The organism is Microbacterium sp. Z6_144, from assembly GCF_057197625.1.
Genome location: NZ_JBXVPT010000001.1, coordinates 136,628 through 162,517, shown reverse-complemented (window position 1 = coordinate 162,517; position 25,890 = coordinate 136,628). Strand labels below are relative to the sequence as shown.

General features: G+C 71.5%; 26 protein-coding genes. 9 read left to right on the top strand and 17 right to left on the bottom strand.

Features of this window, described 5'->3' with window-relative positions; all coding sequences use genetic code 11:
• Positions 1-52 precede the first annotated feature (52 nt).
• From hemB to AC2DGY_RS00755, 10 genes are all read right to left on the bottom strand, one after another.
• Complete coding sequence (hemB, locus tag AC2DGY_RS00800; protein WP_484507797.1) at positions 53-1,036, bottom strand: porphobilinogen synthase; 984 nt, start codon at positions 1,034-1,036, stop codon at positions 53-55.
• The gene (locus AC2DGY_RS00795) at positions 1,033-1,839 is read right to left on the bottom strand and encodes a uroporphyrinogen-III synthase (RefSeq protein WP_484507796.1); all 807 of its coding nucleotides are present in this window, start codon (positions 1,837-1,839) and stop codon (positions 1,033-1,035) included. The genes hemB and AC2DGY_RS00795 overlap by 4 nt, the downstream gene beginning before the upstream one ends.
• Positions 1,836-2,846 carry a hydroxymethylbilane synthase gene (gene hemC, locus AC2DGY_RS00790; protein WP_484507795.1) on the bottom strand — a complete coding sequence of 337 codons (1,011 nt, stop codon included), beginning with the start codon at positions 2,844-2,846 and terminating at the stop codon, positions 1,836-1,838. Before hemC ends, AC2DGY_RS00795 begins: the two co-directional genes overlap by 4 nt.
• 7 nt (positions 2,847-2,853) lie before the next feature.
• Positions 2,854-3,525, bottom strand: coding sequence for a hydrogen peroxide-dependent heme synthase (hemQ, locus tag AC2DGY_RS00785; RefSeq protein WP_484507794.1), 672 nt, complete (start codon positions 3,523-3,525; stop codon positions 2,854-2,856).
• A gap of 41 nt (positions 3,526-3,566) precedes the next feature.
• Positions 3,567-3,845: a hypothetical protein gene (locus tag AC2DGY_RS00780; RefSeq protein ID WP_484507793.1), complete on the bottom strand. Its 279-nt coding sequence runs from the start codon at positions 3,843-3,845 to the stop codon at positions 3,567-3,569.
• Complete coding sequence (locus AC2DGY_RS00775) at positions 3,835-4,245, bottom strand: phage holin family protein (protein WP_484507792.1); 411 nt, start codon at positions 4,243-4,245, stop codon at positions 3,835-3,837. The genes AC2DGY_RS00780 and AC2DGY_RS00775 overlap by 11 nt, the downstream gene beginning before the upstream one ends.
• 4 nt (positions 4,246-4,249) lie before the next feature.
• Positions 4,250-4,669 (bottom strand): hypothetical protein, encoded by a 420-nt coding sequence (locus AC2DGY_RS00770; RefSeq protein ID WP_484507791.1) that lies wholly within the window; start codon positions 4,667-4,669, stop codon positions 4,250-4,252.
• Positions 4,670-4,776: 107 nt separating this feature from the next.
• Positions 4,777-6,252 carry a protoporphyrinogen oxidase gene (gene hemG / locus AC2DGY_RS00765; protein ID WP_484507790.1) on the bottom strand — a complete coding sequence of 492 codons (1,476 nt, stop codon included), beginning with the start codon at positions 6,250-6,252 and terminating at the stop codon, positions 4,777-4,779.
• Positions 6,249-7,292: a uroporphyrinogen decarboxylase gene (gene hemE, locus AC2DGY_RS00760; RefSeq protein ID WP_484507789.1), complete on the bottom strand. Its 1,044-nt coding sequence runs from the start codon at positions 7,290-7,292 to the stop codon at positions 6,249-6,251. The genes hemG and hemE overlap by 4 nt, the downstream gene beginning before the upstream one ends.
• Positions 7,293-7,341: 49 nt before the next feature.
• Positions 7,342-7,905, bottom strand: a complete 564-nt coding sequence (locus AC2DGY_RS00755) for a YbaK/EbsC family protein (protein WP_484507788.1) — start codon at positions 7,903-7,905, stop codon at positions 7,342-7,344.
• Positions 7,906-7,995: 90 nt separating this feature from the next.
• On the opposite strand from AC2DGY_RS00755, the gene AC2DGY_RS00750 reads away from it, so the two are divergent.
• Positions 7,996-9,282: a glutamyl-tRNA reductase gene (locus AC2DGY_RS00750; RefSeq protein ID WP_484507787.1), complete on the top strand. Its 1,287-nt coding sequence runs from the start codon at positions 7,996-7,998 to the stop codon at positions 9,280-9,282.
• A 39-nt stretch (positions 9,283-9,321) separates the two neighbouring features.
• Here AC2DGY_RS00750 and AC2DGY_RS00745 read toward each other — a convergent pair whose 3' ends face one another.
• Positions 9,322-9,729 carry a nuclear transport factor 2 family protein gene (locus tag AC2DGY_RS00745; protein WP_484507786.1) on the bottom strand — a complete coding sequence of 136 codons (408 nt, stop codon included), beginning with the start codon at positions 9,727-9,729 and terminating at the stop codon, positions 9,322-9,324.
• A 98-nt stretch (positions 9,730-9,827) separates the two neighbouring features.
• Between AC2DGY_RS00745 and AC2DGY_RS00740 the strand changes: the two genes are divergently transcribed.
• Positions 9,828-10,397: an HhH-GPD-type base excision DNA repair protein gene (locus tag AC2DGY_RS00740; RefSeq protein ID WP_484507785.1), complete on the top strand. Its 570-nt coding sequence runs from the start codon at positions 9,828-9,830 to the stop codon at positions 10,395-10,397.
• A 1-nt stretch (position 10,398) separates the two neighbouring features.
• Positions 10,399-10,785: a DUF1801 domain-containing protein gene (locus tag AC2DGY_RS00735; protein ID WP_484507784.1), complete on the top strand. Its 387-nt coding sequence runs from the start codon at positions 10,399-10,401 to the stop codon at positions 10,783-10,785.
• 443 nt (positions 10,786-11,228) lie between these two features.
• On the opposite strand, the gene AC2DGY_RS00730 is transcribed toward AC2DGY_RS00735, so the two are convergent.
• Together AC2DGY_RS00730 and AC2DGY_RS00725 are read right to left on the bottom strand one after the other, a co-directional pair.
• Positions 11,229-12,614 carry a glycine--tRNA ligase gene (locus tag AC2DGY_RS00730; RefSeq protein ID WP_484507783.1) on the bottom strand — a complete coding sequence of 462 codons (1,386 nt, stop codon included), beginning with the start codon at positions 12,612-12,614 and terminating at the stop codon, positions 11,229-11,231.
• Between the two features lie 125 nt (positions 12,615-12,739).
• A complete protein-coding gene (locus tag AC2DGY_RS00725) occupies positions 12,740-14,074 on the bottom strand; it encodes an alpha-hydroxy-acid oxidizing protein (protein WP_484507782.1) in 1,335 nt (444 codons plus the stop codon).
• Between the two features lie 229 nt (positions 14,075-14,303).
• Here AC2DGY_RS00725 and AC2DGY_RS00720 point away from each other — a divergent pair, with 229 nt between their 5' ends.
• Together AC2DGY_RS00720 and AC2DGY_RS00715 are read left to right on the top strand one after the other, a co-directional pair.
• Positions 14,304-15,110 carry an SDR family oxidoreductase gene (locus tag AC2DGY_RS00720; protein WP_484507781.1) on the top strand — a complete coding sequence of 269 codons (807 nt, stop codon included), beginning with the start codon at positions 14,304-14,306 and terminating at the stop codon, positions 15,108-15,110.
• Between the two features lie 25 nt (positions 15,111-15,135).
• Positions 15,136-15,327, top strand: coding sequence for a multidrug transporter (locus AC2DGY_RS00715; protein ID WP_484507780.1), 192 nt, complete (start codon positions 15,136-15,138; stop codon positions 15,325-15,327).
• A 666-nt stretch (positions 15,328-15,993) separates the two neighbouring features.
• Here AC2DGY_RS00715 and lhgO read toward each other — a convergent pair.
• Together lhgO and AC2DGY_RS00705 are read right to left on the bottom strand one after the other, a co-directional pair.
• Positions 15,994-17,199 carry an L-2-hydroxyglutarate oxidase gene (lhgO, locus tag AC2DGY_RS00710; protein WP_484507779.1) on the bottom strand — a complete coding sequence of 402 codons (1,206 nt, stop codon included), beginning with the start codon at positions 17,197-17,199 and terminating at the stop codon, positions 15,994-15,996.
• A 175-nt stretch (positions 17,200-17,374) separates the two neighbouring features.
• Positions 17,375-18,085 carry a GNAT family N-acetyltransferase gene (locus AC2DGY_RS00705; RefSeq protein WP_484507778.1) on the bottom strand — a complete coding sequence of 237 codons (711 nt, stop codon included), beginning with the start codon at positions 18,083-18,085 and terminating at the stop codon, positions 17,375-17,377.
• 116 nt (positions 18,086-18,201) lie between these two features.
• Between AC2DGY_RS00705 and AC2DGY_RS00700 the strand changes: the two genes are divergently transcribed.
• A complete protein-coding gene (locus tag AC2DGY_RS00700; RefSeq protein ID WP_484509956.1) occupies positions 18,202-19,605 on the top strand; it encodes an MFS transporter in 1,404 nt (467 codons plus the stop codon).
• Here AC2DGY_RS00700 and AC2DGY_RS00695 read toward each other — a convergent pair.
• Positions 19,602-20,933, bottom strand: a complete 1,332-nt coding sequence (locus AC2DGY_RS00695) for an MFS transporter (protein ID WP_484507777.1) — start codon at positions 20,931-20,933, stop codon at positions 19,602-19,604. The two genes, AC2DGY_RS00700 and AC2DGY_RS00695, sit on opposite strands and share 4 nt — an antisense overlap.
• A gap of 92 nt (positions 20,934-21,025) precedes the next feature.
• Between AC2DGY_RS00695 and AC2DGY_RS00690 the strand changes: the two genes are divergently transcribed.
• The 3 genes from AC2DGY_RS00690 (at position 21,026) to purU (ending at position 24,832) form a co-directional block, all read left to right on the top strand.
• Positions 21,026-22,525 carry a peptide MFS transporter gene (locus AC2DGY_RS00690; RefSeq protein WP_484507776.1) on the top strand — a complete coding sequence of 500 codons (1,500 nt, stop codon included), beginning with the start codon at positions 21,026-21,028 and terminating at the stop codon, positions 22,523-22,525.
• A 128-nt stretch (positions 22,526-22,653) separates the two neighbouring features.
• The gene (locus AC2DGY_RS00685) at positions 22,654-23,856 is read left to right on the top strand and encodes a cobalamin-independent methionine synthase II family protein (protein ID WP_484507775.1); all 1,203 of its coding nucleotides are present in this window, start codon (positions 22,654-22,656) and stop codon (positions 23,854-23,856) included.
• 94 nt (positions 23,857-23,950) lie between these two features.
• Positions 23,951-24,832, top strand: coding sequence for a formyltetrahydrofolate deformylase (gene purU / locus AC2DGY_RS00680; protein WP_484507774.1), 882 nt, complete (start codon positions 23,951-23,953; stop codon positions 24,830-24,832).
• 93 nt (positions 24,833-24,925) lie between these two features.
• On the opposite strand, the gene AC2DGY_RS00675 is transcribed toward purU, so the two are convergent.
• Positions 24,926-25,849, bottom strand: coding sequence for a serine hydrolase (locus AC2DGY_RS00675; RefSeq protein ID WP_484507773.1), 924 nt, complete (start codon positions 25,847-25,849; stop codon positions 24,926-24,928).
• Positions 25,850-25,890: the final 41 nt, after the last annotated feature.

The window sequence follows — 25,890 nt, the reverse complement described above, 5'->3', positions numbered from 1 at the left end:
GCCGGCCGGGGCTGGCCAGGTCGGCACGGGCGGAGCTGACTGGCACGAGGGGTCAGGATGCGGCGCGCAACCAGCGCGCGGCCTCGGCGGCCCAGTAGGTCAGGATGGCGTCGGCTCCGGCACGGCGGATCGACAGCAGGCTCTCTTCGATGGCGCGGCGCCGGTCGATCCACCCGTTCGCCGCGGCGGCCTCGACCATCGCGTACTCGCCCGACACCTGATAGGCCCACACCGGCACGTCCACGGCGGCGCGCACATCGGCCAGCACATCGAGGTACGGCAGGGCCGGCTTGACCATGACGACGTCGGCACCCTCGTCGACGTCGAGCAGCGCCTCGCGCACGCCCTCACGGCCGTTCCCCGGGTCGAGCTGGTAGCTGCGACGGTCTCCGGTCAGCTGGGAGTCGACGGCCTCGCGGAACGGTCCGTAGAACGCTCCGGCGTACTTGGCCGAGTACGCCAGCAGCAGCGTGTCGGTGAAGCCTTCGGCATCCAGCGCCGCGCGCACGTAGGCGACCTGGCCGTCCATCATCCCGGACAGCCCCAACATCACGGAGCCGGCGCGGGCCTGCGCGAGCCCCATGTCGGCGTACCGCTCCAGCGTCGCGTCGTTGTCGACGCGCCCGCGCCCGTCGAGCACCCCGCAATGGCCGTGGTCGGTGAATTCGTCCAGACACAGGTCGGTCTGCACGACCAGCGCGTCGCCCACTTCCGCGACAACGGCCTCGGTGGCGACGTTGAGGATGCCCCGGGGGTCATCTGCGCCGGAACCCCGGGCGTCGCGCACCGCCGGCACACCGAACAGCATCACTCCGCCCACGCCGGCCTCCGCCGCATCCGCAGCCGTGCGGCGCAGCGAGTCGAGCGTGTGCTGGTCGACGCCGGGCATCGAGGAGATCGGTGCGGGCTCGCCGATGCCCTCGCGCACGAACAGCGGAAGAACCAGTTGCGAGGGAACGAGGTGCGTCTCGCGCGCCAGGCGCCGGACCGCGGGGGTCTGGCGGAGACGCCGGGGGCGATGCTGAGGGAAGCTCACGGCTGCAGTTCGTCGGCGGCGTGCGGAAGGGGGAAGCGCGAGACGGCGTCGATGAGCGCGTCGACGGTCTGCTGGTCGGCGATCACGTCGACGCTCAGCCCCGTGCGGCGGGCGTCCTTGGCCGTCCGCGGCCCGATCGCGGCGATCACCGTCGAGTCGGGGATCGAGGGGAACTGCGCGTGCACCTGCTCGGCGACCGAACCGCTCGTGACCAGGATGGCGTTGATACGGCCCGATGCGACGTCCAGCGCGATCCGCTCGGTCACCGGCACACCGACCGTGCGGTACGCCACGACGCTGCGAACGCGATGTCCGGCCTCGCCCAGTAGACGCGTCAGCACGGGTTTGGCGATCTCGCTGCGGAGGGTGAGCACGTCGCGCGTCTCCGCCTCGCGCGCGATCATCTCCTCGGCCAGCCCGGCCGCGGAGTTGTCACGCTCGGGAACGAGATCGACGCGGTACCCGACCGCCTGCAGCGCCGCGGCTGTCGTCTCACCGACGGCGGCCACCTTGGTGCGGGTGGGGATGACGGCGCGGTAGGCGTAGAGCACGTCGACCGTCGTCGCGCTGGTGACGGTGAGCCAGTCGAAAACCCCGGCGGCCAATTCGGCCAGCGCCTGCTCGAGCGCTGCCTGATCGTTGGTGGGTGCGAAATTGATCAGCGGCGCGATGACCGGCACCGCGCCCTGCTGACGAAGCGTGGCGGCCACTCCGTCACCCCACGGTCCTCCACGCGGCACGAGCACCCGCCAGCCCGCAAGGGGCTTCTCGGATGTCGCCGTGTGCCGGGAGGTGTGATTCATGGGGTCGACTCTCGTGGTACCAGGTCGGCCGCCCCACGTTCGAGCAGCCGACGTGCAATGTCGTCCCCGGTGCGCGTGGCTCGCGCGATCGGGTCCGCGCCGTCGGCAGCATTCGCACCATCGCCGCTGCCTACAATTCCACCATACTCCCGGTCGGCCCGCAGAAGGGGCTCCAACCGCACGGTGCGGTCCACGCCGACCCGGTGCGCTCCGTCCAACGCATACACGATCGCGCGAACCCGCAGGTCTCCCCCGACCACCTCGGCGTGCGCGCCCACGGGGGCCGAGCAGCCCGCATCCAGACCCGACAGCACGCGGCGTTCCGCCGTGACCGCGATGCGGGTCTGCAGGTCGTCCAGGGCCGCCAGCGCCGCCAGCAGCCCGGCGTCGGCGTCCGTCCGCGTCTCCACGGCCAGTGCCCCCTGGCCCGGTGCCGTCGGCCAGTCGGCGAGTCCGAGGGGTTCGGCGTGCAGAGACCCCAGATCGCCGCCCAGCCGCGACAGCCCGGCCGCAGCGAGGATCACGGCATCCAGTTCGCCGTCGCGCACGCGACCGAGGCGCGAATCGACGTTGCCGCGCAGATCCTGCACGCGCACCCTCGGGTTGCGTCGCCGCACCTGCGCGATGCGTCGTGGCGACCCCGTCCCCACGACCGCACCCTCCGCGAGTTCGAGCAGGGGCGTGCCCGTGCGCGTGATGACGACGTCCCGCGCGTCCTCACGGGCCGGCGTGGCAGCGAGGAGGAACTCGGCAGGCTGGGCCGTGGGCAGATCCTTCAGCGAGTGCACCAGCAGGTCGCAGCGGCCGGCGAGCAGGGCGTCGCGCAGGGTCGTCGCGAAGACGCCGCGGCCACCGATCTCCGAGAGCGACGCGCGCGACACATCGCCTTCGCTGACGATGGGCACCAGCTCGACGTCCTCGCCGGATGCGGTGGCAAGCGCGTCGGCGACCCGCTGCGACTGGGCGAGGGCCAGAGCGCTGCGCCGGGTTCCCAGACGGAGAGTCATCGGCGGCTCACTGAAGCACCTCGGGCACCTCGTGCGGATGGATGCGTCGCCCGGTGAAGAACGGGACCTCTTCGCGGACGTGGCGCCGGGCCTCGGTGTAGCGGAGTTCGCGCATCACGTCGACGAGATCGGTGAGGACGTCGGCCTCCATCGGCAGCAGCCATTCGTAGTCGCCCAGTGCGAACGAGGCGACGGTGTTGGCGGTCACCCCGGTGAACGCGGCGCCCTTGCGGCCGTGGTCGGCGAGCATCGCGCGGCGTTCCTCATCGGGCAGCAGGTACCACTCGTAGCTGCGGACGAACGGGTACACCGTGAGCCAGGACTTCGCGGGCACCCCGCGCAGGAACCCCGGCACGTGGGCCCGGTTGAACTCCGCATCGCGGTGCACGCCCATGGCGTTCCACACCGGCAGCAGCGGCCGCAGCAACTCCGTCCGCCGGAGGCGCCGGAGGTCGCGCTGAAGGACCTCGGCGTCTGTCCCGTGCATCCAGATCATCAGGTCGGCGTCGGCGCGGAGACCACTGACGTCGTAGAAACCGCGGATGGTCACCCCGCCGCCCTCGATCAGCGCGACGATGTCGGCCAACTCGGTGGCGTCCGGTTCCGCGACGGGGTTCTCCGGGTCGCGGCGGAACACGGCCCAGAGAGTGAACACGGATGCAGGGGACTCCTCGGACATACCCCCAGTCTCCCCCGACGGCCGCGCGCGGCCAAACGCGCTCAGCGCGTGTAGGCCCGCACGGCGAGCCAGACGAGGCCGCCGACCGTGGCCGCCACCCCGACTACGGCGGCAGCCGCCCCGGTGGGGTTGGTCCGGCGGAACTCGCGCGCTCGCGCGACCGCACGATCGACCCCGTGACCCAGGCGGCGGGGCACATTGGCCTTGATCTCGATGGCGGCCAGCGTCGCCTTCAGCTCGGCGCGTGCCTTCTCCACCGGGTCGGAGATGCCCAGGGCGATCCCCGTACGGGGGACGGGGATCGGACGATCAACGCTCATCGCCAGCCTCCTTCACGATCCGGATGTCTTCGGCCACGGCTTGACCGGGGTTCTCTCCCGAGCTGAGCTTGCGGAAGCGCATGATCCCGAGGACCGCGAGAATCGCGACGATCACCAGCATCACGCCGAACACGACGAGTGCCGAGAGCCATACCGGCCACCACGACGAGAGCCCGGCGATCACGAACGCGAAGAACACCGGCAGGGACCAGAAGAGCACGAAGAGCGCTCCGACGAACCAGCCGGCGCCGATTCCGGCGTCTTTCGCGGTCTTGGCCAGCCACTTCTTGGCGGCGTTGATCTCCGCGACGACGAGATTGCGCACGAGGTCGGGGATGTCCCCGACCAGGGTGAACAGGCTCTCGTCGGCGCGGTCGCGGAAACCGCGCGGCGTCGTCATGTCATCAGCTCCCGGCGCTGGCGGCGCCCTTGTTGTCGCCGGAACCGTTCGTAGCGCCGTTGGAAGCGCTCTTGGACGCGCCGGAGGCCTGATCGGCTTCCTCGAGCGAGTCGCCGACAGCGTCCGCGACGTCCTTCGCGGCCGACTTCGCGGAGGCGGCGGCGCGCTGCGCCTTCTCCTGCACGGTGCCCGAGCCGCTCGCGGCGCTGGTGACGCGCTTCGCGCCGTCCCACAGGGCGCCGGGGACGACCTTGGCGGCCGAAGACCCGAAAGCCTTGGCCTTGTCGACCTGCTTCTGAACCGGGTCGGTGTTCCACACCTTCGCGGCCTGTTCCTTGATCTGCTCGTAACGGTCGTGCCCTGCGCGACTGCCGAGTACGTATCCGGCGGCGAGGCCGATGACGATTCCTACTTTGCCCTTCATGGGGCGCTCCTCACGATCGATGATGGGAGGTACGATTCCGTCCAGAGTAGCCCTGTATTCCGTCTGCGGCATTCGCCCTTGACATCGCCGCGCGGGCGGGGCAGGGGTCAGGCCCCCGGAAGCTCCGACCGCCAGAGCAGGGCTGAACGGATGCGGTCGGCCTCCGCTCGCGCGTCGGGGACGACCTGCGCGAGGCCGGTGCCCGACAGCCACGCGCCGACGGCGCCCAGGCCCGGCACCGCGGAGATCGCCCCCCGCGCCGCGGCGGTCGCGGCCGCACGCCCGATGGTGGCGGCCGGCTGCGCCTGGGCGAAGCGCTCGCGCCGCGCACCCCGGAGGTGCGCAGCATCCAACGTCACCCCGAGCAGCGCGGAGGCCTCGTCCAGAGCGAGCAGCGCCGCGGCCGCATCATCCAGCGCCGCCGTGGCGGGTTCCTCTCCCTGGGCACCGAACGACACCCGCAGGACGTGGCGGCCGGGGCCCGCCTCGCGCGCGACCCAGTCCCACTTCGCCGTGGAGTGCGTGAGCGCCTTCGCCGCGTACGCCCCCGGGACGGTGAGCACCCCGGACCCGCGCGGGAAGGCGTCCAGCTCGGCGCTCTGGACGACGAGCGTGACCACCTCCACGACCGGGGCCTCCGCCGTATCGCGCTCCATCGTCGGCACCACGGGAGCCAGCAGCGCCCGGGCGACACGTTCGGGCGCCGCCACCAGAACCGCGTCGGAGCGGACCTCCTCCTCGCCCGGCTCCTCGCCCGGTGCGTCCAGGAGCACGGTCCACGCGCCGTCCTCCGCGCGCAGCCCGGTCACGCCGACACCTGTGCGCACCTCGCCGCCGAACTCGCGCACCCGGGCGGCGAGCGCATCCACGAGGGTCGCCATGCCGCCCACGAGCCCCTCCACCGCCCCACCGGGGGCCGAGGTGCGGCCTCCCCGGAGGTCGGCGACGGCGCCGCTGAGCGAGCCGGTGCGGGTGAGGGCGGCGTTGAGCCCGGGCGCCGCCAGATCCACGTCGATGTCGTCGGGCCGCGCGGAGTACACCCCTGCGGTGACCGGTGCGACCAGTCGCTCCAGAACCTTGGCGCCCATGCGGGTGCGGACGAGGGCACCGAGGCTGTGCCGGTGGCCGATCGTCAGGGGCGGGCGCACCCGATCGAGGTAGGCGCGCCACGCACCCGCCCAGCCGATGACGCGGCGCACCTCGGGCGCCCAGGGGTTGTCGGGGATGCCCAGGACGCCGCCGCGAGGAAGCGGCGCCGCGGCACCTCCCGGGAGGCCGGCGACCCACGCCCCGCCCTGGTTGGGCGCGGTGACGGCCTCGCCCAGCCCGAGTTCGTCGATGAGCGCACGCACCGTTCCGCCGCGGGTGGCGTAGCTCTCGGCACCGACGTCGAGCACGAGGCCGTCGATCTCGGCCGACCGCACGACGCCGCCGGGGCGCTCGTCCTGTTCGAGCACCGTGACGCGCACGCCGACCTTGGCGAACTCCAGAGCCGCGACCAGGCCGGCGATGCCGCCGCCCACGATGGCGACGTGCGCCCGGCTCGCCTGCGCTGCGAGTCGGTCCAGATCCGGTTCGCTCACGCCGCTTCTCCGTGGGCTGCCGCCACGATGCGGGTGAGCACGCCCGGGTCGGTGTCGGGCGGGACGCCGTGACCGAGGTTGAGGACGTGCGCGCGCGCCGCGCGGCCGCGGGCGAGGACGTCGTCCACGTGAGCGAGGAGCACATCCTCGGGCGCTGTCAGCAGCGCCGGGTCGATGTTTCCCTGCACGGTGGTGTCGGGACCGAGGATGGCTGCCGCCTCGTCCAGGGGAAGGCGCCAGTCGACCCCGACCGCGTCGGCAATGCCCCCGAGGCGCATGTCGGCGAGGAACGGTCCGGTTCCGACGCCGAAGTGGATGCGGGGCGCCTCGATGCCCTCGAGCGCCGCGCGGGCGTGCGGGGCGGCGAACGCGCGGTAGTCGGCGGCCGAGAGCGACCCGGCCCACGAGTCGAACAGCTGGACCGCTGCAGCCCCGGCCTCGGTCTGGGCCCGCAGGAACGCCGCTGACACCGCCGCCAGCCATCCGGCCAGTCGATGCCACGACGCGGGGTCGGCATGCATCATGGCGCGCGCCCGCAGGTGTTCTTTCGACGGGCCGCCCTCGACGAGGTAGGCGGCGAGGGTGAAGGGGGCCCCGGCGAACCCGATGAGCGGGGTGGCGCCGAGTTCGGCGGTGACGATCCGGACGGCCTCGCGCACGGGACCTGCCGCCTCGGCGACGGCGGACGGATCGATCGCCGTGACGCGCTCGACATCGGATGCGGTGCGCACCGGATCGGCGAACACCGGACCGCGCCCGGGTTCGATCTCCACCTCGACGCCGGCGAGACGGAGGGGGATCACGATGTCGCTGAAGAAGATGCCGGCGTCCACGCCGTGCCGGCGCACCGGCTGCAGCGTGATCTCCGCCGCGAGATCCGGCGTGAGGCAGGCGTCCAGCATCCGCGTTCCCACGCGCAGCTCGCGGTACTCCGGAAGCGACCGGCCGGCCTGCCGCATGAACCACACCGGGGTGCGCTCGGGGCGATCGCCACGGAGGGCGCGGAGGAGGGGTGCGTCAGGAGAAGCCACGGTTCCCATCCTCCCACCCGCCGTCCGGACGCCCGCTGGGTGGCCGTGCGGGCCCGGACTACGCTTCCCGCGGGGGCAGGGCGAGGCCCTCGACGACTTCGGCATGCGGCAGCGCGGCCAACACCGCCCCGGGAAGGAACAGCTTGGCGCCGCGGGCGCCGGCTCCCACCACCACGTCCGGTGAAGCGGCGACCGCCGCATCCACGAAGACCGGCCAGTCCGACGGCAGCCCCAGCGGGGTGATGCCGCCGTACTCCATTCCCGTGAGCTCGACCGCCTCGGCCATCGGCGCGAAGGAGGCGCTCCGCACATCCAGGCGCCGTCGCACCGTGCCGTTGACGTCGGCGCGTGTCGTGGCGAGCACGACGCACGCGGCATAGCGGATGTCGCCTCCCCGCTTGCCCTTGATCACGACGCAGTTCGCGCTCTGGTCCAGCGGCGAGCCGTACCGCGCGCAGAACGCGGCCGTGTCGGCGAGCTCGGGATCGATCTCGGCTACGCCGACCAGCGGCGCGCGGTCCGGGTCCAGAGCGATGAGGGCCGCTCCCACCGGATGCGGCAGCAGATCGAGTCGATCGAGGGCGGGAACGGGCTCGAGCGAGCCGGCGGAAGACCACTGCACGGCCCCAGTTTACGAAGGCGCGGCGGCCGGTTCGCTCGCCGTCGAGGCAACTCGCCAAGGCGCCGCACACCACCGGTAGAATCTTGTCTCGTGCTGCTGTGCGTCTCCGCGAGTCATAAGACCGCCTCCTTCGAGCTTCTGGAGCGCCTCAGCGTCCCCTCCACCCCCATCGCCCCCCTTATCGCCGCACATGCGGAGGGGGTGCAGGGCGCCGTCGTGGTTGCCACCTGCAACCGTTTCGAGGCGTACGTCGACATGGACGAGCCGGTCACCACGGTCGGCGTGGAGGCGACCCTCGCCGCGATCGAGGCCGCCACCGGCGTCCCGGCCGGCGAGCTCACGGGGTCGTATGAGGTGCTGGGCGGCGACGAGGTCGCCGAGCATCTGTTCGCCGTCGCATCCGGTCTCGAGTCCGTCGTCGTCGGCGAAGGCGAGATCGCCGGACAGGTGCGCCGATCGCTCACGGAGTCCCGCCGACTCGGCACCACGTCGGGTGATCTGGAGCGGCTGTTCCAGCGGGCCTCCGAGGCGCAGCGCGGAGTCAAGAACGCCACGGCGCTCGGCCGGGCCGGGCGGTCGCTCGTGCGTCTGGCCCTCGACCTGGCCGGCAGCCGCATCATCGACTGGTCGGCGCAGCGTGTGCTGCTGGTGGGAACGGGCTCCTACGCCGCAGCCACCGTCGCCGCACTGCGCGACCAGGGCGCCGAGGACATCTCGGTCTATTCGCCGTCCGGCCGCGCCGCGAAGTTCGCGACGAAGCACGGGCTGCACCCGATCGCCGCCGAGCGCTTTCCCTCCGTCGCCGCGCAGGCTGACCTCATCATCACCTGCACGACCGCAGAGCACGCCGTCCTCAGCGCCGCGACGTTCACCGCCGGCGCCTGGGAACCCACTCCCTCCGCCAGGCGACGGATGGTGATCGATCTCGGTCTGCCCCGCAACGTCGACCCCGACGTCGGGACCGTCGCCGGTGTCCAGCTCCTCGACCTCGAGACCATCCGCCTGCACGCACCGCTCGAGGAGCTGCAGGCCACGGATGCGGCGCGCGAGGTCGTGCGCGACGCCGCACGCCGTTTCGCCGTGCGCGGCGAGCGACGCAACGTGACACCGGGGGTCGTGGCGCTGCGCACCCGCGCCTTCGCCGCCCTCGATGCGGAGATCGCCCGCGCGCGCGCCCGCGGTGACGACGACGGGCGCACCGAGCAGGCGCTGCGTCACCTCGTCGGCGTCATCCTCCACACGCCCACGGCGCGCGCGCACGAACTGGCCGAACTCGGCCGCGGCGACGAGTACCTGGCCGCCCTGACGACGCTGTTCGGAATCGAGGTGGCCGAGGAGGACCTCCGGGCCACCGACGCGGACTCCGGCGTGGCCTGAGGTCTTTCCCCCGCCGGAACGTCGGCGCGGGGCCCGGGCTCAGTTCCCGGGTGCCCCGGGTCCGGGAGAGAACGCCTTCGGCGCTCCCACGATCACCGGGCCGAGGTAGAACCGCGCCCACGACACCAGGCCGTCCTCGTCTGTGCGCCAGATCACCGTGCCGGCCAGCGTGTCCGGCCCGCCATCGCTCGCCGTGCCGGACATCCTCCACTCCGACCAGACCTCGTCATCCTGCACCGCCCAACGCAGCAGCTCGGCGTTCAGGTCGGGCAGTCGCCCGAGGATCGCCTGCCAGTTCCGCTCGACCTGCGCGCGACCGGTGAAGGCCAGGTCGGGATCCCTCGGAGTCTCGACGGAGTAGTCCTCCGCGAAGTTGGCCGCGATCCGGGTCGCCTCGTGGGCGTTGATGGCATCGCGGAGGCGGTGGAGAGCACGGAGATGGTCCATGCTCCCAGCCTAAGTCGCGGTCTCGCACCCACGGCGGTGGACCTCGGGTGCGAGGCCCGCCCCCGGTGCTCGGTGGGGGCGGGTGGGAGGATGTCGGCATGACTCTGCACATCACCGACGACCCCGAGGCCGACGCGTTGCTGGGCGACGACCCGCTGGCGCTGTTGATCGGGATGCTGCTGGACCAGCAGATCGCGATGGAGACCGCGTTCACCGGCCCCCTCAAGATCCGCGACCGCGTCGGCTCGCTGGACGCCGGCGCCCTCGCGCACTACGACACCGACGCGTTCGCCGAGGCGTTCCGGACGCCACCGGCCGTGCACCGCTACCCCGGGTCGATGGCCGGCCGCGTCCAGGCGCTCTGCGCGGCAGTCGAGCAGGAGTGGGGCGGCGACGCATCCGCGATCTGGACACGCGACGCCCCCGCGGGACCGGAGGTGCTCAAGCGCCTGAAGGCGCTCCCCGGCTTCGGCGAGCAGAAGGCGAAGATCTTCCTCGCGCTCCTAGGCAAGCAGCGCGGCTTCGACGGGGAGGGCTGGCGCGAAGCATCCGCCCCCTACGGCGAGGACGGATCGTTCCGCTCGGTCGCCGACATCACGAGCCCGGAGTCGCTCGCGAAGGTCCGCGAGCACAAGCGCGCAATGAAGGCCGCCGCCAAGGAGAAGTGACGTGAACATTCCCGCCGATGTGCAGGCATTCCTCGACCGGGTGGAGCCGGCCACGCGCCGGCGCGACGCGGAGACGCTCCTCGAGCTGTGCGCCCGCGTGACCGGCGAGGACCCGACCCTGTGGGGGTCGATCATCGGATTCGGCTCGCACCACTACACATACGACAGCGGGCGCGAGGGCGACACCGCCGCGGTCGGCTTCGCCCCGCGGAAGGCGGCCACGACCGTCTACCTGGTCGACGGCGTCGACGCCCACGCCGCCGAGCTGGAACGGCTCGGCCCGCACACGACCGGTGTCGGGTGCCTGTACGTGAAGGATGCCTCCACCGTCGACCTGGACGTGCTGGCGCAGATCATCGGCGACTCCTACCGCGCCACCACCCGCTGACCCCCGCCCGCTCGCCCCGGGGAGTCAAGAGATCCGCCGGAATCACGACCGAACCGCAGCCGAGCGGCCTGAGTCCGGCGAATCTTCTGATTCGCGGGCCGGCGCCGGGCGCGGCATCCCGTTGGCCGCGTGTATCCCGCCCGTGCACAACGGCGGATATCGCCTCCCACACGCCGGGCAAGGGCCCCAACGCCCGGCGCGTCACCCAGGATCTCCGCCGTTGTGCACCCCGCGGGGCCGCCGGGATGCTGCCGAGCGGCTCAGGCGCCGGATGCCGGGCCTGCGCCGGGGGCGCGGGCCGGGCGCTGGGCGCCGCATCCCGCCCGTGCACAACGGCGGATATCGCCTCCGACACGCCGGGCAACGGCCCCAACGCCCGGCGCGTCACCCAGGATCTCCGCCGTTGTGCACGCCGCGGGGCGGCCGGGATGCTGCGGAGCGGCTCAGGCTCCCCGGAGCCGGTCGGCCAGGTAGGTGTGCAGGGCGTCGAGGGGCACCCGCTCCTGGGCCATGGTGTCGCGGTCGCGAACGGTCACGGCGTGGTCGTCGAGCGAGTCGAAGTCGACGGTGACGCAGAACGGCGTGCCGATCTCGTCCTGGCGGCGGTAGCGGCGGCCGATCGCACCGGCGTCATCGAAGTCGACGTTCCACAGGCCGCGGAGACCGTCGGCGACCTCCCGCGCGAGCGGGGAGAGCCGCTCGTTGCGCGAGAGCGGCAGCACCGCGACCTTGACGGGAGCCAGGCGCGGATCGAGCCGCAGCACCGTGCGCTTGTCGGTGCCGCCCTTGGCGTTGGGCACCTCCTCCTCCTCGTACGCGTCGACGAGGAACGCCATCATGGCGCGCGTCAGGCCGAAGGAGGGCTCGATGACGAACGGGGTGTACTTCTCCCCGGAGGCCTGGTCGAAGAACGTCAGGCTCTGACCGGATGCCTCGGAGTGGCTCGTGAGGTCGTAGTCGGTGCGGTTGGCGACACCCATGAGCTCGCCCCACTCCTTGCCGGGGAATCCGAAGCGGTACTCGACGTCGATGGTGCCGGCGGAATAGTGCGCGCGGTCCTCGACGGGGACGTCGTAGCGGCGCATGTTCGCGGGGTCGACGCCGAGGTCGATGAACCAGTTCCAGCACGCCTCGACCCAGTGGTCGAACCATTCGTCCGCCTCGGCGGGGGGCGTAAAGAACTCGATCTCCATCTGCTCGAACTCGCGGGTGCGGAAGATGAAGTTTCCGGGCGTGATCTCGTTGCGGAACGCCTTGCCGACCTGGCCCACACCGAACGGAGGCTTGCGGCGCGACGCCGTGAGCACGTTGCTGAAGTTCACGAAGATGCCCTGCGCCGTCTCGGGCCGCAGGTAGTACAGGCCACTCTCGTCGTCGACGACGCCGAGGTAGGTCTTCACGAGACCGGAGAACGCCTTCGGTTCGGTGTACTGGCCCTTCGTGCCGCAGTTGGGGCACGGGATGTCGGCAAGCCCGTTCTCGGCGGGGCGGCCCTTGCGCGCCTCGTAGTCCTCGATCAGCGTGTCGGCGCGGAATCGCTTGTGGCAGTGCAGGCACTCCACGAGCGGATCGGTGAACGTCGCGACGTGACCGGATGCCTCCCACACGCGCTTGGGCAGGATGATCGACGAGTCCAAGCCCACCATGTCGCCACGCCCGCGGACGAACGTCTGCCACCACTGGCGACGGATGTTCTCCTTCAGTTCGGTGCCGAGGGGGCCGTAGTCCCATGCCGAGCGAGAGCCGCCGTAGATCTCGCCCGCCTGGAAGACGAACCCGCGGTGGCGGGCGAGGGCGATGACCTTATCAAGGCGGGACTGTTCGGCCACGGTGGCTCCAATGGTCGGAAAGAGGGTGGGATGCCGCGGAAATCGCGGTACCTCGATTCTATCGAGCGGCGCCGGCGGCCCGGCTCACGCGCCCGCCGGCCGCCGCCGCGCGGGAAAGGCCCGGCTCACGCCCCCGTGTCGCGGAGGGCCGACGGTCCGACCTCGGAGACCGCCGTAAAACCGGCCAGCCCCAGGGTGATGTCGAGCTCGGCGAGGACGTTTCGGACCACCTCGCGCACGCCTGCCTGCCCGGCGACCGCCAGCGCGTACGCGTAAGGCCGCCCAACCGCGACCGCCGTCGCGCCGAGTGCGAGGGCGGTGAAGACGTCAGACCCCTGCCGCACACCCGAGTCGAAGATCACCGGAACCGCCCCGCCGACACGGTCGGCGACGGCGGGAAGAGCGTCCAGCGTCGGCACCGACAGGTCGATCTGCCGGCCGCCGTGGTTCGACACCCACACCCCGTCTGCGCCGGCATCCATCGCGCGGGAGGCGTCGTCGGGATGGACGATGCCCTTCAGCACGATCGGCAGAGAGGTCCACTCGCGCGCGCGGGCGAGGTCATCCCAGGTGAGAGAGGGAGTCGAGAAGACGTCGAGGAACGTCTCCACGGCCGCGCGGGGCAGGGGCGAGCGCAGACCTTCCCGGACCCCGCCTCCGGTCAGCGCCGAGCCCTTGCGGGCGATCGTGATCCCCGCGGCGATGGCCTTCGGGGTGATGCGCACGCCGGGCGCGTCGGCGGCGTGCCGGGTGCCGGCACGTTCGGCGACCATCCGCCGGAACACCGGATCGGAGGTGTACTGCGCGACGCCGAGCCCACGCGTGAAGGGCAGGTAGGCGAGGTCGAGGTCGCGCGTGCGCCATCCCAGCAGATGGGTGTCGAGCGTCACCACGATGGCGGAGCATCCCGACTCCTCTGCCCGGCGGAGCAGCGACGCGTTCAACTCGTCGGACGACGACCAGTACAGCTGGAACAACCGCGGGGCGCCCGGCGTCGCGGCAGCGACGGCCTCCATCGCGACGGATGCCTGATTGCTGAGCGTGTACGGCACGCCCAGTTCCGCCGCGGCGCGGGCCACCGCCAGATCGGCCTCGCGATGGGCCAACTCCATCACACCGAGCGGCGCGAGAAGGAGCGGCGTCGGCAGGCGCCGGCCGAACAGCTCGACAGATAGATCGCGCGTGGCGACATCGCGAAGCGGCCGCGGCCACACCTGCCACCGCTCGAACGCCGCGCGGTTCGCCGCGACGGTGCGCTCCGCCCCCGCGCCACCGGCGAGATAGGCGAAGGCGGCGGCGCTCAACCCGCGTCGCGCAGCATCCTCCAGCGCCGTCGCGTCCACCGGCACCTGCGGCCGGGTTCCGCTGATCCCGGCGCGGTAGATGTCCGACTGCGTGAGCCGGGAAATACCCCGCGCGGCGGCGGCCGGGTCGAGCGGAGCGATGTTCCCCTGGTCCATGGCGACAGCGTACGGATGCGTCCGCGCCGCGTCATCCGTGCGCGCCGACCCGGCACCACCGACCCACGAGGGCATCCGCGCTTTCATGGGCGCCGGCGCGGCCCGACGCTGCGGGGTCCCGTCGGCGAGGATCACGGCCCCGCGCTGGTGTGAATCGGGAACGCTAACGCCGTGATGAGCGGATGTAAAGGGTGTCTGCGCGATGTCCCGATGCTCGTACCGTCGAGCCATGAATACCGATGACTTCTCCCCCCGTCACGCGATCGTCACCGGCTCCGACTCGGGCATCGGCGCCGCGTGCGCCGTCGCCCTGGCCGAAGCCGGCATGGACGTGGGCATCACGTGGCACTCCGACGAGGAGGGCGCGCAGCGCACCGCCGAGGCCGTTCGCGCCCGCGGCGGGCGCGCGGTCGTGAGCCACTTCGACGCGACCGACCTGGAGACCGCCGGGGGCGTCCTCGACGCCCTGGCCGAGGAGCTCGGCGGGGTGGACGTGTTCATCAACAACGCCGGCGGTGGCGCAGGCGGTCACGTGCTCGATCTCGACCTGGCCGGCTGGCGCCAGGACGTCGGGCTCAATCTGGACGCCGCCTTCGTCGGCATGCAGGCCGCCGCGCGGCGGATGGCCGCTGCCGGCGCGGGCGGCCGGATCATCGCGATCTCGAGCGTGCACGAGCACCAGCCGCGCGTGGGGAGCGCCGCGTACGTCGCCGCCAAGCACGGCCTCGGGGGCCTCGTGAAGACCATGGCCCAGGAGCTCGGCGCGCAGGGCATCACGGTCAACGCCGTCGCCCCCGGCGAGATCGCCACGCCACTGAACGACATGGATCCCGAGGAGGCCGAGAAGACGCATCGCCCCGGAATCCCCCTCGGCCGTCCCGGACGCCCGGAAGAGATCGCGGCCGTCGTCGCGTTCCTCGCCTCCCCGGCGGCGTCGTACGTCACGGGCGCGAGCTGGGTCGTAGATGGTGGGATGCTGCAGATGGGACCTCAGGCCGGATCGCACCTCACCAGCGACGAGTGGCGCACCGCCTGACCCGAACCCGACCCTTGGAGATGCCATGAGCGACCCCCAGACCGACGACGAGAAGCGCACCGATCAGCTGACGGCGGCGCCCGATGCGACCGAGGCGGACGCGGCGCCGCGCATCAACGTCACGCACCGTGCGGGCGTGACGCGGGTCGACATCCGCGATGACGCCGCCGTGCGCCCCGGCCCGGGCCAGGGCGACCCCGCCGCCGAACACGAGTAGCGCGCCTAACTCAGGGTGAAAGCGGCGCGACACCGGTGTCTTTCCCGACCAGGGCGCGCTCAGGCTGAGTTAGGCACGCTCGGGCGGCCTCAACGCGGCAAACCCACGCGCCAGCTCCGGGCCCGCCCGTACGGCCAACATCCCGCAGCCGGATCCCCGCCCTCCCCTCCCCGCCCCGCCCCAACGCGACCCCGCCGCCAGCCGCACCGCGACCCGGCCGCCGAAGCCGCCGCCGCCGGCGCCGCGCAGCGTGACCGCCGCATGCCGCAGCCTGATCCCGCCGCGTAACACGGTGTAGCGGGCCTAACTCAGCAAGAACCCGCCCCGACACCGGTGTCTTCCCCCACCCGGGCCGATTTGGGCTGAGTTAGGCACACTCCGGGGACAGCCTCCGAGTTGGGCACGCCCGAGTGTGCTCAGTTCGGCACGCCCGAGGGTGCCACCTGGGCACGCCCGAGGGTGCCACCTGGGCACGCCCGAGTGTGCAAGTTCGGCCGGCCGAGTGTCCTCAGTTCGGGCACTGGGGCGGGGTAAGTGCGCGAGCGCGGCGAACGCGCGCACGGGGAACGTGCCGAAGCCCTCGACGGCGGGGGGAGCCGCGGCCTCTCGTCACGGCTCGGGCGACCGCCATCGCCCGCACGATTCCCGCCGATGCCGCGGAGTGGGTCAGGTGGTTGCCACCGGAGCGAGGTGGTTGGCGATCACGTGGCGGGCGATGGCGATCGAGCTGGTCGCCGCGGGTGACGGGGCATTCCGCAGCAGCGTCACGGCCCCAACCTGGTCGACCTTGAAGTCGTCCAGCAGTTCGCCCGCGCTACCCCACGCTTGCGCGCGGACACCTGCCGCGGTTTTGTGGGTGAGGTCCGCCATCCGCAACTCCGGAACGAACCGGCGAGCCTTGCGATAGTAGAGCGGCTTCAGAAGCGATCCGCTGATCTCGTCGACGCCCATCCGCCAATGCTGCTTGGCGAGCGGCCACGCTCCCGGCCACTTCAGCGACTCCCACGTGTCACGTGCCGACACCTGGAGCCACGTGTATCCCTCGCGGGCCAGAGCGGGCACGGCGTTCGGACCGACGTGGACGTTGTCGTAAACCCCCCGCGTGAAGTGCACGCCCAGGAAGGGGAACCGCGGGTCGGGGACGGGATAAATCATGCCTCGCACGAGGTCCGTGCGCTCGGGCGCGAGCTCCCAGTACTCACCTCGGAAGGGCAGGATCTTGGGCGCCGGGTCGGCGCCGACGAAGCGCGCGACGACGTCGGACTGGAGACCGGCGCACACGATGACGCGGTCGAACACGTCCTCGGAAACATTCGTGAGGACGCGCACCGTGGCGCCTTCCGCGCGGATGCCGGTGACCTCGTGCCCGAGCCGGATGATGCCGCCGCCCGCCCGGACGTCCTGCGCCATCGCCTCGGTGATCGCGGCGTAATCGACGATCGCGGTGTGCGGCGAGTGCACGGCCGCGACTCCAGCGACGTGCGGTTCGATGTCGCGCATCCGGGATTCGTCATCGATGCGGGCGAGGTCGGGTACACCGTTCGCGATCGCCCGGCGCTCGATCTCTGCGAGGGCTGGCAGCTCACTCTCATCCACGGCGACGACGAGCTTGCCCACTTCGCGGTAGGGCAGCCCCTTCTCCTCGCAGAATTCCCGCATAGACACGCGGCCCGCTGCGCACAGCTGAGCCTTCAGCGACCCCGGCGTGTAGTAGAGCCCCGCGTGAACGACTCCCGAGTTGCGCCCGGTCTGGTGCTGGGCGAGCCGCTTCTCCTTCTCCAGGACCGTCACCTGGTCGCCCCGTGCGCTCAACTCGCGCGCGAGCGCGACGCCGACGATGCCTCCACCGACGATCCCTACGCGGTCACCCATGGGCGTGAACCGTCGCGCCGGTTCCCGATGCTCGCGCCGTGAGCGGCGCGCGGCATCTGGCTGATGCGGACAGAACTGTGTTCATGAACTCCCCCAAGTTGCGCGTGTCTGCAGCGGTCCCACCCGCGTCGCGCTCTCCCAGCATCGCCGGGGAACCGTCTATCCGCAAGCTGCGTCAGTCGCCGGCGACGAGGAGGTAGCCCCGCTCGTCGTCGAAGCCGCCGATGCGGAGACCGTCGTCGAGGTGGCGGAGAAGGGTGCCGCGCACGACGGTCCGCCAGGCCGCTGCGGCGGCAGGGGTCTCCCGCCGGATCGCCTCGATATCGGCGGGGATCATCACCTCCGCCTCGACCGCCGCCCCGTCGGGGGTGCCCGCGGGCGGCTCAGCGAGGTCCCACGACACCAGCAACCGGTCGGAGGCGACGGCCCGACCGGCCTCGTCGTTGATCGGGCCGTACTGGTCCACCAGGTACGCCGTGGTGCGCGCGCCGAGAACCCGCAGGTTGAAGTGGGCGTTACGGGCGATCAGCGGGTCGAACGTCCACGTGATGTGGCCCACCCCGTGTGCGAAGGCCCAGTCACGCTGATGCTGTTTGAGGGCACGCCCCACCCCGCGGCTCTGATACTCCGGCACGATGCCGGTGATGTGCGAATGCAGCGTCCGCGCCGAAGGGGACCCGAACCACGCGGCGGATGCTCCCACCATCCGCTCGTCGGCGTAGACCCCGACGACGTAGTTGCCGGAGTACTGCAGAGCACGCAGCGCATTCGCGGGCATGGCCTGCCGGTCACCCGGCCACACCGTGGCCAGCAGGGCCGCGCCCTCGTGCACCTGATCGGTGCCGGCCAGTTCGCGAATCTCGATGCCGGGCGGCTCGTCACTCACCCCCTCAGTCTTGCACCGACCACGCCCTCATGACCCGGGTGCCTTCCCAGCGGCGATAGCCTGAGATGGTGGCGGTGAAGGACGGCAGGAAGCGCCTGACCCGCATCCCCCCGCCCATGCTCGTCGTCGCGGTGCTCGCGCTCGCCGGGTTGAGTTCGTCGTTCATGTTCACGCTGGTGGTGCCGATCCAGGCGCAACTGCCGGAACTGCTGGATGCTCCCCGCGAAGACACCGCGTGGGTGGTGACGGCCACGCTGCTCTCAGCCGCCGCAACGACGCCTATCGCCGGGCGCCTGGGCGACATGTACGGCAAACGCCGCATCGTGCTGGTGCTGCTGGCACTGATGGTGATCGGCTCTGTCATCGCCGCGCTGTCCACCGACATCGTGGGAGTGATCGTCGGTCGCGCCTTCCAGGGCGCGGTCACCGGTGTCGTCCCCCTGGGCATCTCGATCCTGCGGGATGTGCTCCCCGAAGACCGCATCGACGCCGCCATCGCGCTCATCAGCGCGACGCTCGGCGTCGGCGGCGCCCTGGGCCTGCCCATCAGCGCGGTGATCGCCGACCGGGCCGATTGGCACCTGCTCTTCTGGATCTCCGCCGCTCTGGGCGTCGCGGTCTTCGCGCTCGTGCTCTGGATCGTGCCCGTCAGTGTGCTGCGCACGGCCGGCCGATTCGATTTCGTCGGTGCCGCGGGCCTGGCCGCGGGACTGCTGTGCGTGCTGCTCGCCATCTCGCGCGGAAGCGATTGGGGGTGGACGTCGCCGCTCACCCTGGGTCTCGCGGCCGGCGGGGTCGTCGTGCTGGTCGCATGGGGATTCTTCGAATTGCGCGTGCGTGACCCGCTCCTGGATCTGCGCGTCGCCGCCCGCCGTCCTGTTCTTCTCACGAACCTCGCCTCGGTGGCGATGGGCTTCGCACTGTTCAGCTCGCAGATCTCGTACCCGCAGATGCTGGAGCTGCCGGTGTCCACGGGCGTCGGATTCGGGCTCTCGCTGTTGGCCGCGAGCCTCGTGATCATGCCGTCCGGCCTCATCATGATGGTGCTCTCGCCCCTCTCCGGACGCCTGGCACGCGTCGTCGGCCCCCGCGCCCTGCTGGTCGCCGGGGCGGTGTCGCTCGCGCTCGCGTACGGTTTCTCCCTCGTGTGGGCGAGCGAGGTCTGGCACCTCGTGGTGGCGAACATCCTCATCGGCTTCGGGATCGGCTTCGGCTACGCCAGCATGCCGATGCTGATCATGCGCAACGTGCCGCCCAGCGAGACCGGCGCATCCAACGGCCTGAACGCGCTGTCCCGCTCGCTCGGAACCAGCACCGCCGGCGCCGTCATCGGGGCGGTGCTCGCGGGGATGTCGACCTCACGCGAGGGGGTTCAGATTCCCACGGCCGGCGCTTTCCAGATGTCTTTCGCGCTGGGGATCGGAGCCGCCCTCGTGGCGCTGGTGCTCGCGCTGTTCCTCCCGTCGCGTCCGAGCCCGCGCGAAGGGCGCCCCTCCCTCCCCGACGTACCGCGCCGCTAGCGACCGGACCGCGGCCGCCGCGGGCGTTCCAGCCCGAGATGGATGCGGGTGCGCTTGCGCTCGATCACGATCATCGTCGCGCCCAGGAGCCACAGCGGCACCTGCGTGAGGAAGGCCACACGGAAGGCGTCGAGCGTGTAGGTGCCGGGCGTGCCGGCACCCTGGACGTCCATCGCGACGCCGATGAAGAGGATCGCCAGCAGCCCCGCGAGGAACCCGCCGCCGTTCACAATTCCCGTCGCGGTGCTCAGGCGGTGGCTGGGGTTGTAGGCGCGGGCGTGATCGAAGGCGATCATGGATGCCGGTCCCCCGGTGCCCAGGGCGAAGGCCAGGAGGAGCAGCAGCCACAGCGGTGCCGGCCCGGGCCACGCGATCACCGCGAGCCACGCCGCCGCCTGGACGCCGATGGCCGGCAGCACCAGCAGGCGCGAGCGTCGCATCGGGTTCCGTGCCGACAGTGCACCGATGATCGGCCCCATCACGATCAGGGAGAGGATGAACGAGGTCACCACCAGCGAGGCCGTCGCCGGGCTCAGCCCCTCCCCCGCGGTGAGGAAGGGGAATCCCCACAGCAGCCCGAACGCGGTACCCGCGAACGGTGTGGCGAAGTGCGACCAGAAGGCCAGGCGCGTCGCGGGGTGCGCCCACGAGTCGCGGAATCCCTCTCGGAGATCTGCGGCCGAGCGCACGACCTGGATCGCCCCGGTGTCGGTGTCGACCGCCACATCCATCGTCCGCCCCGGTGGCCGGCTGCGGATCACCGCGAACACGAGGACGGCGAAGAGGGCCCCGAGCCCCGCCAGGCTTCCGAATGCGATCGACCACGACGTCGCGTGCAGCAGCAGCGCCAACGGGATCACCGACAGGATCTGCCCGAACTGGCCGATCGTCGAGGTGAGCTGGACGAGCACGGGAGCGCGTTGCGCCGGGAACCACAGGGCGATCACCCGCAGCACGCTGGGAAACACCGCGGCATCCCCCGCTCCGATCAGGATGCGGGCGAGGAGGCCGATCCCGACATCGGAGGCCATCGCCATGACGCCCTGTCCGACGGCCATGAGCACCATCCCGATCGTGACCATCGGTCGGGCGCCGTACCGGTCGAGCAACAGCCCGACCGGAATCTGCAGGCCGCCGTAGACGGCCAGCTGCACGACGGCGAACATCGACAGGGCGGATGCGTCGGCGTCGAAGCGCACCGCCGCATCCACGCCGACGGCCGAGAGCGAGCTGCGGTTGGTGACCGACAGCATGTACGCACCGACCCCCACGGCCCACACGAGCCACGTGCGCCAGCCAGGTGCAGAGACAGGCGCGGCGAGGGTCACGGCATTCCGGGGTCGAGGACCGAGCGGCGCGGGTCGGCCGTCGCGTCCAGCGTAGCCGGGCGCGCGAAGCCCCCGAGGGTTAGCCTGGTCGCATGCCGGACTCACCCCCCGCCGGCGCCGACCCCCTGGGCGCCGCGCCGCCCGCGCAAACGGGCGACGCCGACACGCGATTCTTCGGGCAGCCGTGGGCGCTCGCACACGTGTTCGGCGTGGAGATGTGGGAGCGATTCAGCTTCTACGGCATGCAGGGGATCCTGCTCATCTACATGTACTTCACCGTCACCGAGGGCGGCCTGGGCATGGACCGGGCCGTGGCCACCGGGATCGTCGGCGCATACGGCGGAACGGTGTACCTCTCCACGATCCTCGGCGCATGGATCGCCGACCGCCTGCTCGGCTCCGAGCGGGTGCTGTTCTCCAGCGCGGTCGTCATCATGGCGGGTCACGTCGCCCTCGCGCTCCTCCCCGGCTTCTGGGGCCTGGGCGTGGGCCTGGTCCTCGTCGCCGTCGGCTCCGGCGGCTTGAAGGCGAACGCGACCTCGGTCGTGGGGACCCTCTACACCGCCGACGATCCGCGCCGCGACGCCGGGTTCTCGCTCTTCTACCTCGGGATCAACCTGGGCGCGTTCTTCGGCCCGATCGTGACCGGCGCCCTGCAGTCGACCGTCGGGTTCCACTGGGGGTTCGGGGCCGCCGCGGTGGGGATGGCGTTGGGGCTGCTGCAGTACAGCTTCGGCCGCAAGCAGCTGCCCGCATCCGCCCGCGCCGTTCCCCATCCGCTGCCCGCGAACCGGCGCATCCTCGTGATCGGCGTCGCGCTGGCGGGAATCGTGCTCATCGTCGTGCTCGTCCTGGCCGGGGTGATCCGCCCGGAGAACCTCGCCGTCGTGGTCATCCTGGTGACCGTCGTCGCCGCCATCGCGTACTTCGTCGTGATCGTCGCCTCGAAAGCGGTCAGCCCGGACGAACGCTCGAGGGTCTTCGGGTTCATCCCGTTGTTCGTGGTCAACGTGGGCTTCTGGTCGCTGTACCAGCAGCAGTTCACGGTGCTCACGATCTACTCCGACCAACGATTGAACCGCGACATCTTCGGGTGGGTGATGCCGGTCTCGTGGGTCAACTCGATCAACCCGATCTTCGTCATCATCCTCTCCGGCGTCTTCGCGGCCGTCTGGACGAAGCTCGGGCGACGCCAGCCGTCGACACCGGTGAAGTTCTCCCTGGGCGCGATGATCATGGGCGTCGCGTTCCTGCTCTTCCTGGTGTGGGCCAACGGCGGGGCCAACTCCACCCCGTTGCTCGGGATCGTCGGCATCCTGCTGGTGTTCACCATCGCCGAGCTGTTCATCTCACCCGTCGGGCTCTCGGCAACCACCAAGCTCGCGCCGCGCCGCTTCCACACGCAGATGGTGGCTCTGTACTTCCTTTCGGTGGCGCTGGGAACGGCGATCGCGGGGTGGGCTGCGGAGTTCTACGACCCCCGCAACGAAGTCCCGTACTTCGCGATCCTGGGTGCCATCGCGATCCTGCTGGGCATCGCCCTCCTCCTCGCGGTCAAGCCGGTGCTCGCCCTCATGCGGGGCGTGCGCTGACCGTTCGCGGCAGGGGTGCAGGCCGCCACGCCCGTCCTTTCATGACGCACCGTGTCATGCGAATGCGCGGCCGTCGCGGACGACCGATAGGTTCTCGGTGGCATCCCCGAACCGCAGGAGTAGCGCGCATGACTGAGATCCAGACGACCACCGCCGGCAGCCTCCCCCGCACCGACGCCCTCATCGCCGCCAACGCGGCGCGCCGCTTCGCGGAGGACGGGTTCACCTTCGTGCCCGATCCCGCCGTGGAGGCGCTCACCGACGAGGCCGTGGCCGACGTCGTACGCCGCCAGCGCGAGGCGGGGATCACCCAGCCGGGCGACGGCGAGTTCGGCAAGGCCATGTCCAACGCGGTGGATTACGGCGCGTGGTGGTCGTACTCGTTCCAGCGCGTGAGCGGCCTCTCGCTGACCGAGGTCAACGCCTTCAACGAGCCTCCCGTGCGCTCCGAGCCCGGGGCCGTGCGGCTCACATCGTTCCTCGACCGCCGTGACCGCACGATCTTCGCCGAGGCCTATGCCGATCCCGACAGCGGGATCGCCACCGGAAAGAACGCCACGGCCTTCCCCAGCACCACCGGCCCGATCATCTACCGCGGGCAGGATGCCGTGGCCGCGGACATCCGCCACCTCACGGGCGCGCTCGGCGAGGGCCGGACCGGGTTCCTCACCGCGATCGCGCCGGGAAGCGCCGCCCGGGTGCGCAACGAGTACTACGCCACCGACGAGGAGCACCTGTGGGCGTGGGCCGAGGCCCTCCGCGAGGAGTACCGCGCGATCGTCGAGTCAGGCCTCATCCTGCAGCTCGACGACCCCTCGCTCGCGGAGAGCTGGGACCAGATCAACCCCGAGCCGTCCGTGGCCGACTACCAGGCCTTCACCCGCATCCGCATCGAGGCGCTCAACCATGCGCTGGAGGGGCTTCCGCGCGACCGCGTGCGCCTGCACCTGTGCTGGGGGTCGTGGCACGGCCCGCACACCACCGACATCGAGCTGCGCGACATCCTTCCCGCCGTGCTCGAGGCCAACGTCGGACAGATCTCGTTCGAGGCCGCCAACGTCCGCCACGAACACGAGTGGGCGGTGTGGCGGGATGCCCCGATCCCCGACGACCTCGTCCTCGTGCCCGGAGTGGTCAGCCACGCGACGAACGTCGTCGAGCATCCCGACCTCGTCGCCGAGCGGATCGCCCGCTTCGCCGCGATCGTCGGGCCCGAACGCGTGACGGCCGCAACCGACTGCGGGCTCGGCGGCCGCGTGCATCCCCAGATCGCGTGGGCGAAGCTCGAGTCGCTCGGCGAGGGCGCACGCCGGGCCGCATCCCTGGTCTGAGCGGCTGCCGACCGGCGCTCTGCGGGGCCGACGGCCCCGCAGAGCGCCGGTCGGCCCGTCGAACGGAGCATCCACGGCACGGCAGAATGAAGGGATGGCCGCGCACAGCCCTCATCTGCATCCCGACCACGCCTGTCTGATCGTGCACGGGCGTGACCAGCCGGGGATCATCGCCGCCGTGTCGGCACTGATCACGCGCAACGGCGGCAACATCGTCGCGTTCGACCAGTACTCCGACGACCCGCGCGGCGGTGCGTATTTCCAGCGCGTCGTGTTCTACCGGGCCGACCTGGCCGCCGCGATCCCGGCGATCGAGGCCGACCTCGCGCAGACGCTGGGCGGCGGGTTCGACCTGGAGTGGTCGATCACCGACCAGTCGGTACCCAAGCGCATGGCGATCCTCGCATCCAAGCAGGACCACTGCCTCCTCGACCTGCTGTGGCGCCACCGCCGCGGCGACCTCCCGGTCACCGTGCCCATGGTCGTGTCGAACCACACCACGTCGGCCGACGACGTGCGCTCCTTCGGCGTCCCGTTCTTCCACGTGCCCTCCGCCCCTGGACCGGACAAGAGTGCATCCGAGGCGAAGATCCTCGAGCTGCTCGTGGGCAACGTCGACTTCGTCGTGCTCGCGCGCTACATGCAGATCCTCTCCGGCGACTTCCTCCAGAAGCTCGGCGTTCCCGTCATCAACATCCACCACTCCTTCCTGCCGGCCTTCATCGGCGCCGAGCCGTACAAGAAGGCCAAGGAGCGCGGGGTCAAGCTGATCGGTGCGACCTCGCACTACGTCACCGACGACCTCGACGAGGGCCCCATCATCGAGCAGGACACCGTGCGAGTCACCCACGGCGATTCCCTCGAGGAGCTGGTGCGCCGGGGTGCCGACGTGGAGCGGCAGGTGCTCTCCCGCGCCGTGCAGTGGCACGCCCAGGACCGCGTCATCCGCAACGGCAACCACACGATCGTCTTCTGAGACCCGGTCGCGCTCGGGCGGCGCGCCGGACGCTTCGACAAGCCCAGCGACCGGGGCCGGGCGGGCCGCTCAGCGACCGGGGCTTGGCGGAGCTCAGAAGACGTACTCCATGAGCTCGAGGCCGAGCACGCGGAAGGCGTCGTGGGCGCGCAGCCGGTGCGCGATCGACAGGTCGTCGAAGTTGACGATGAGCGCGTACGACACTCCCGCGCGCGGTCCGGCCAGCACTCCGGCCTCGGCCCGTACCCCGTTGGCGCGCCCCGTCTTGTTGATGAAGAGCAGTCCGTGGTCGTCGTTGTCGTGCGCGAACGGGTCGAGTCCGGTGGCAGAGGCGACGAGGCTCAGGTCAGTGTTGAGGCTCAGCCATTCCGCGACCTGCGCGCTCACCCGCGCATCCACGGCCCGCGAGTTCACCAGCGCCGAGAGCAGCGTCGACAGCTCGCGCGCCGAGGCCAGCGCCACCTGAGGCGCATCGTCGGGGCCGCGGCGGTCGCGGAAGCGATCGAGGAGCGCCGAGCGCTGCAACCCGAGCGCCTCGATGCGTGCCCGCACCGCGGGCAGGCCCACGCGCGCGAGCAGGGCGTTGGCGGCGAGCGCGTCGCCGGTGGATGCGGCGAGCGCCGCGAGGTCGATGAGCGGCAGAGCAGGCGCCTTCATCTGGTGCCACACACCGGAGACCGTCACGGCGTCCAGGCCGGATCGGTCGATGATGTCGAGCGGATTCAAGCGCCCGTCCTCGAATCCCGCCGCCACCTCGATGAGCAACGGGACGATGCCGACGCCCCCCACCGGAAGCATGTCGTTGTCGTCGCCGGCGAGCACCGTCGTCCCGCGGTCGAGGTCGTCCACATGCACGGCGACGCGAGCGCCGGAGGCCGCCAGCTCGTCGAGCGATCGCAGGGTCGAGGTGAACGAGCGCCGGCCGGCCCCGGTCCGCCGCGGCGGGCGGCGACTCCCCGAGCGACCCGCGCCCCGCAGCGGGGCGGTGTCACGGGGGGTGTCGGGGAACGTACCCACGGCGATGCTCCTCGGAGGTTCAGGCGCTCAGTCGAGCACGT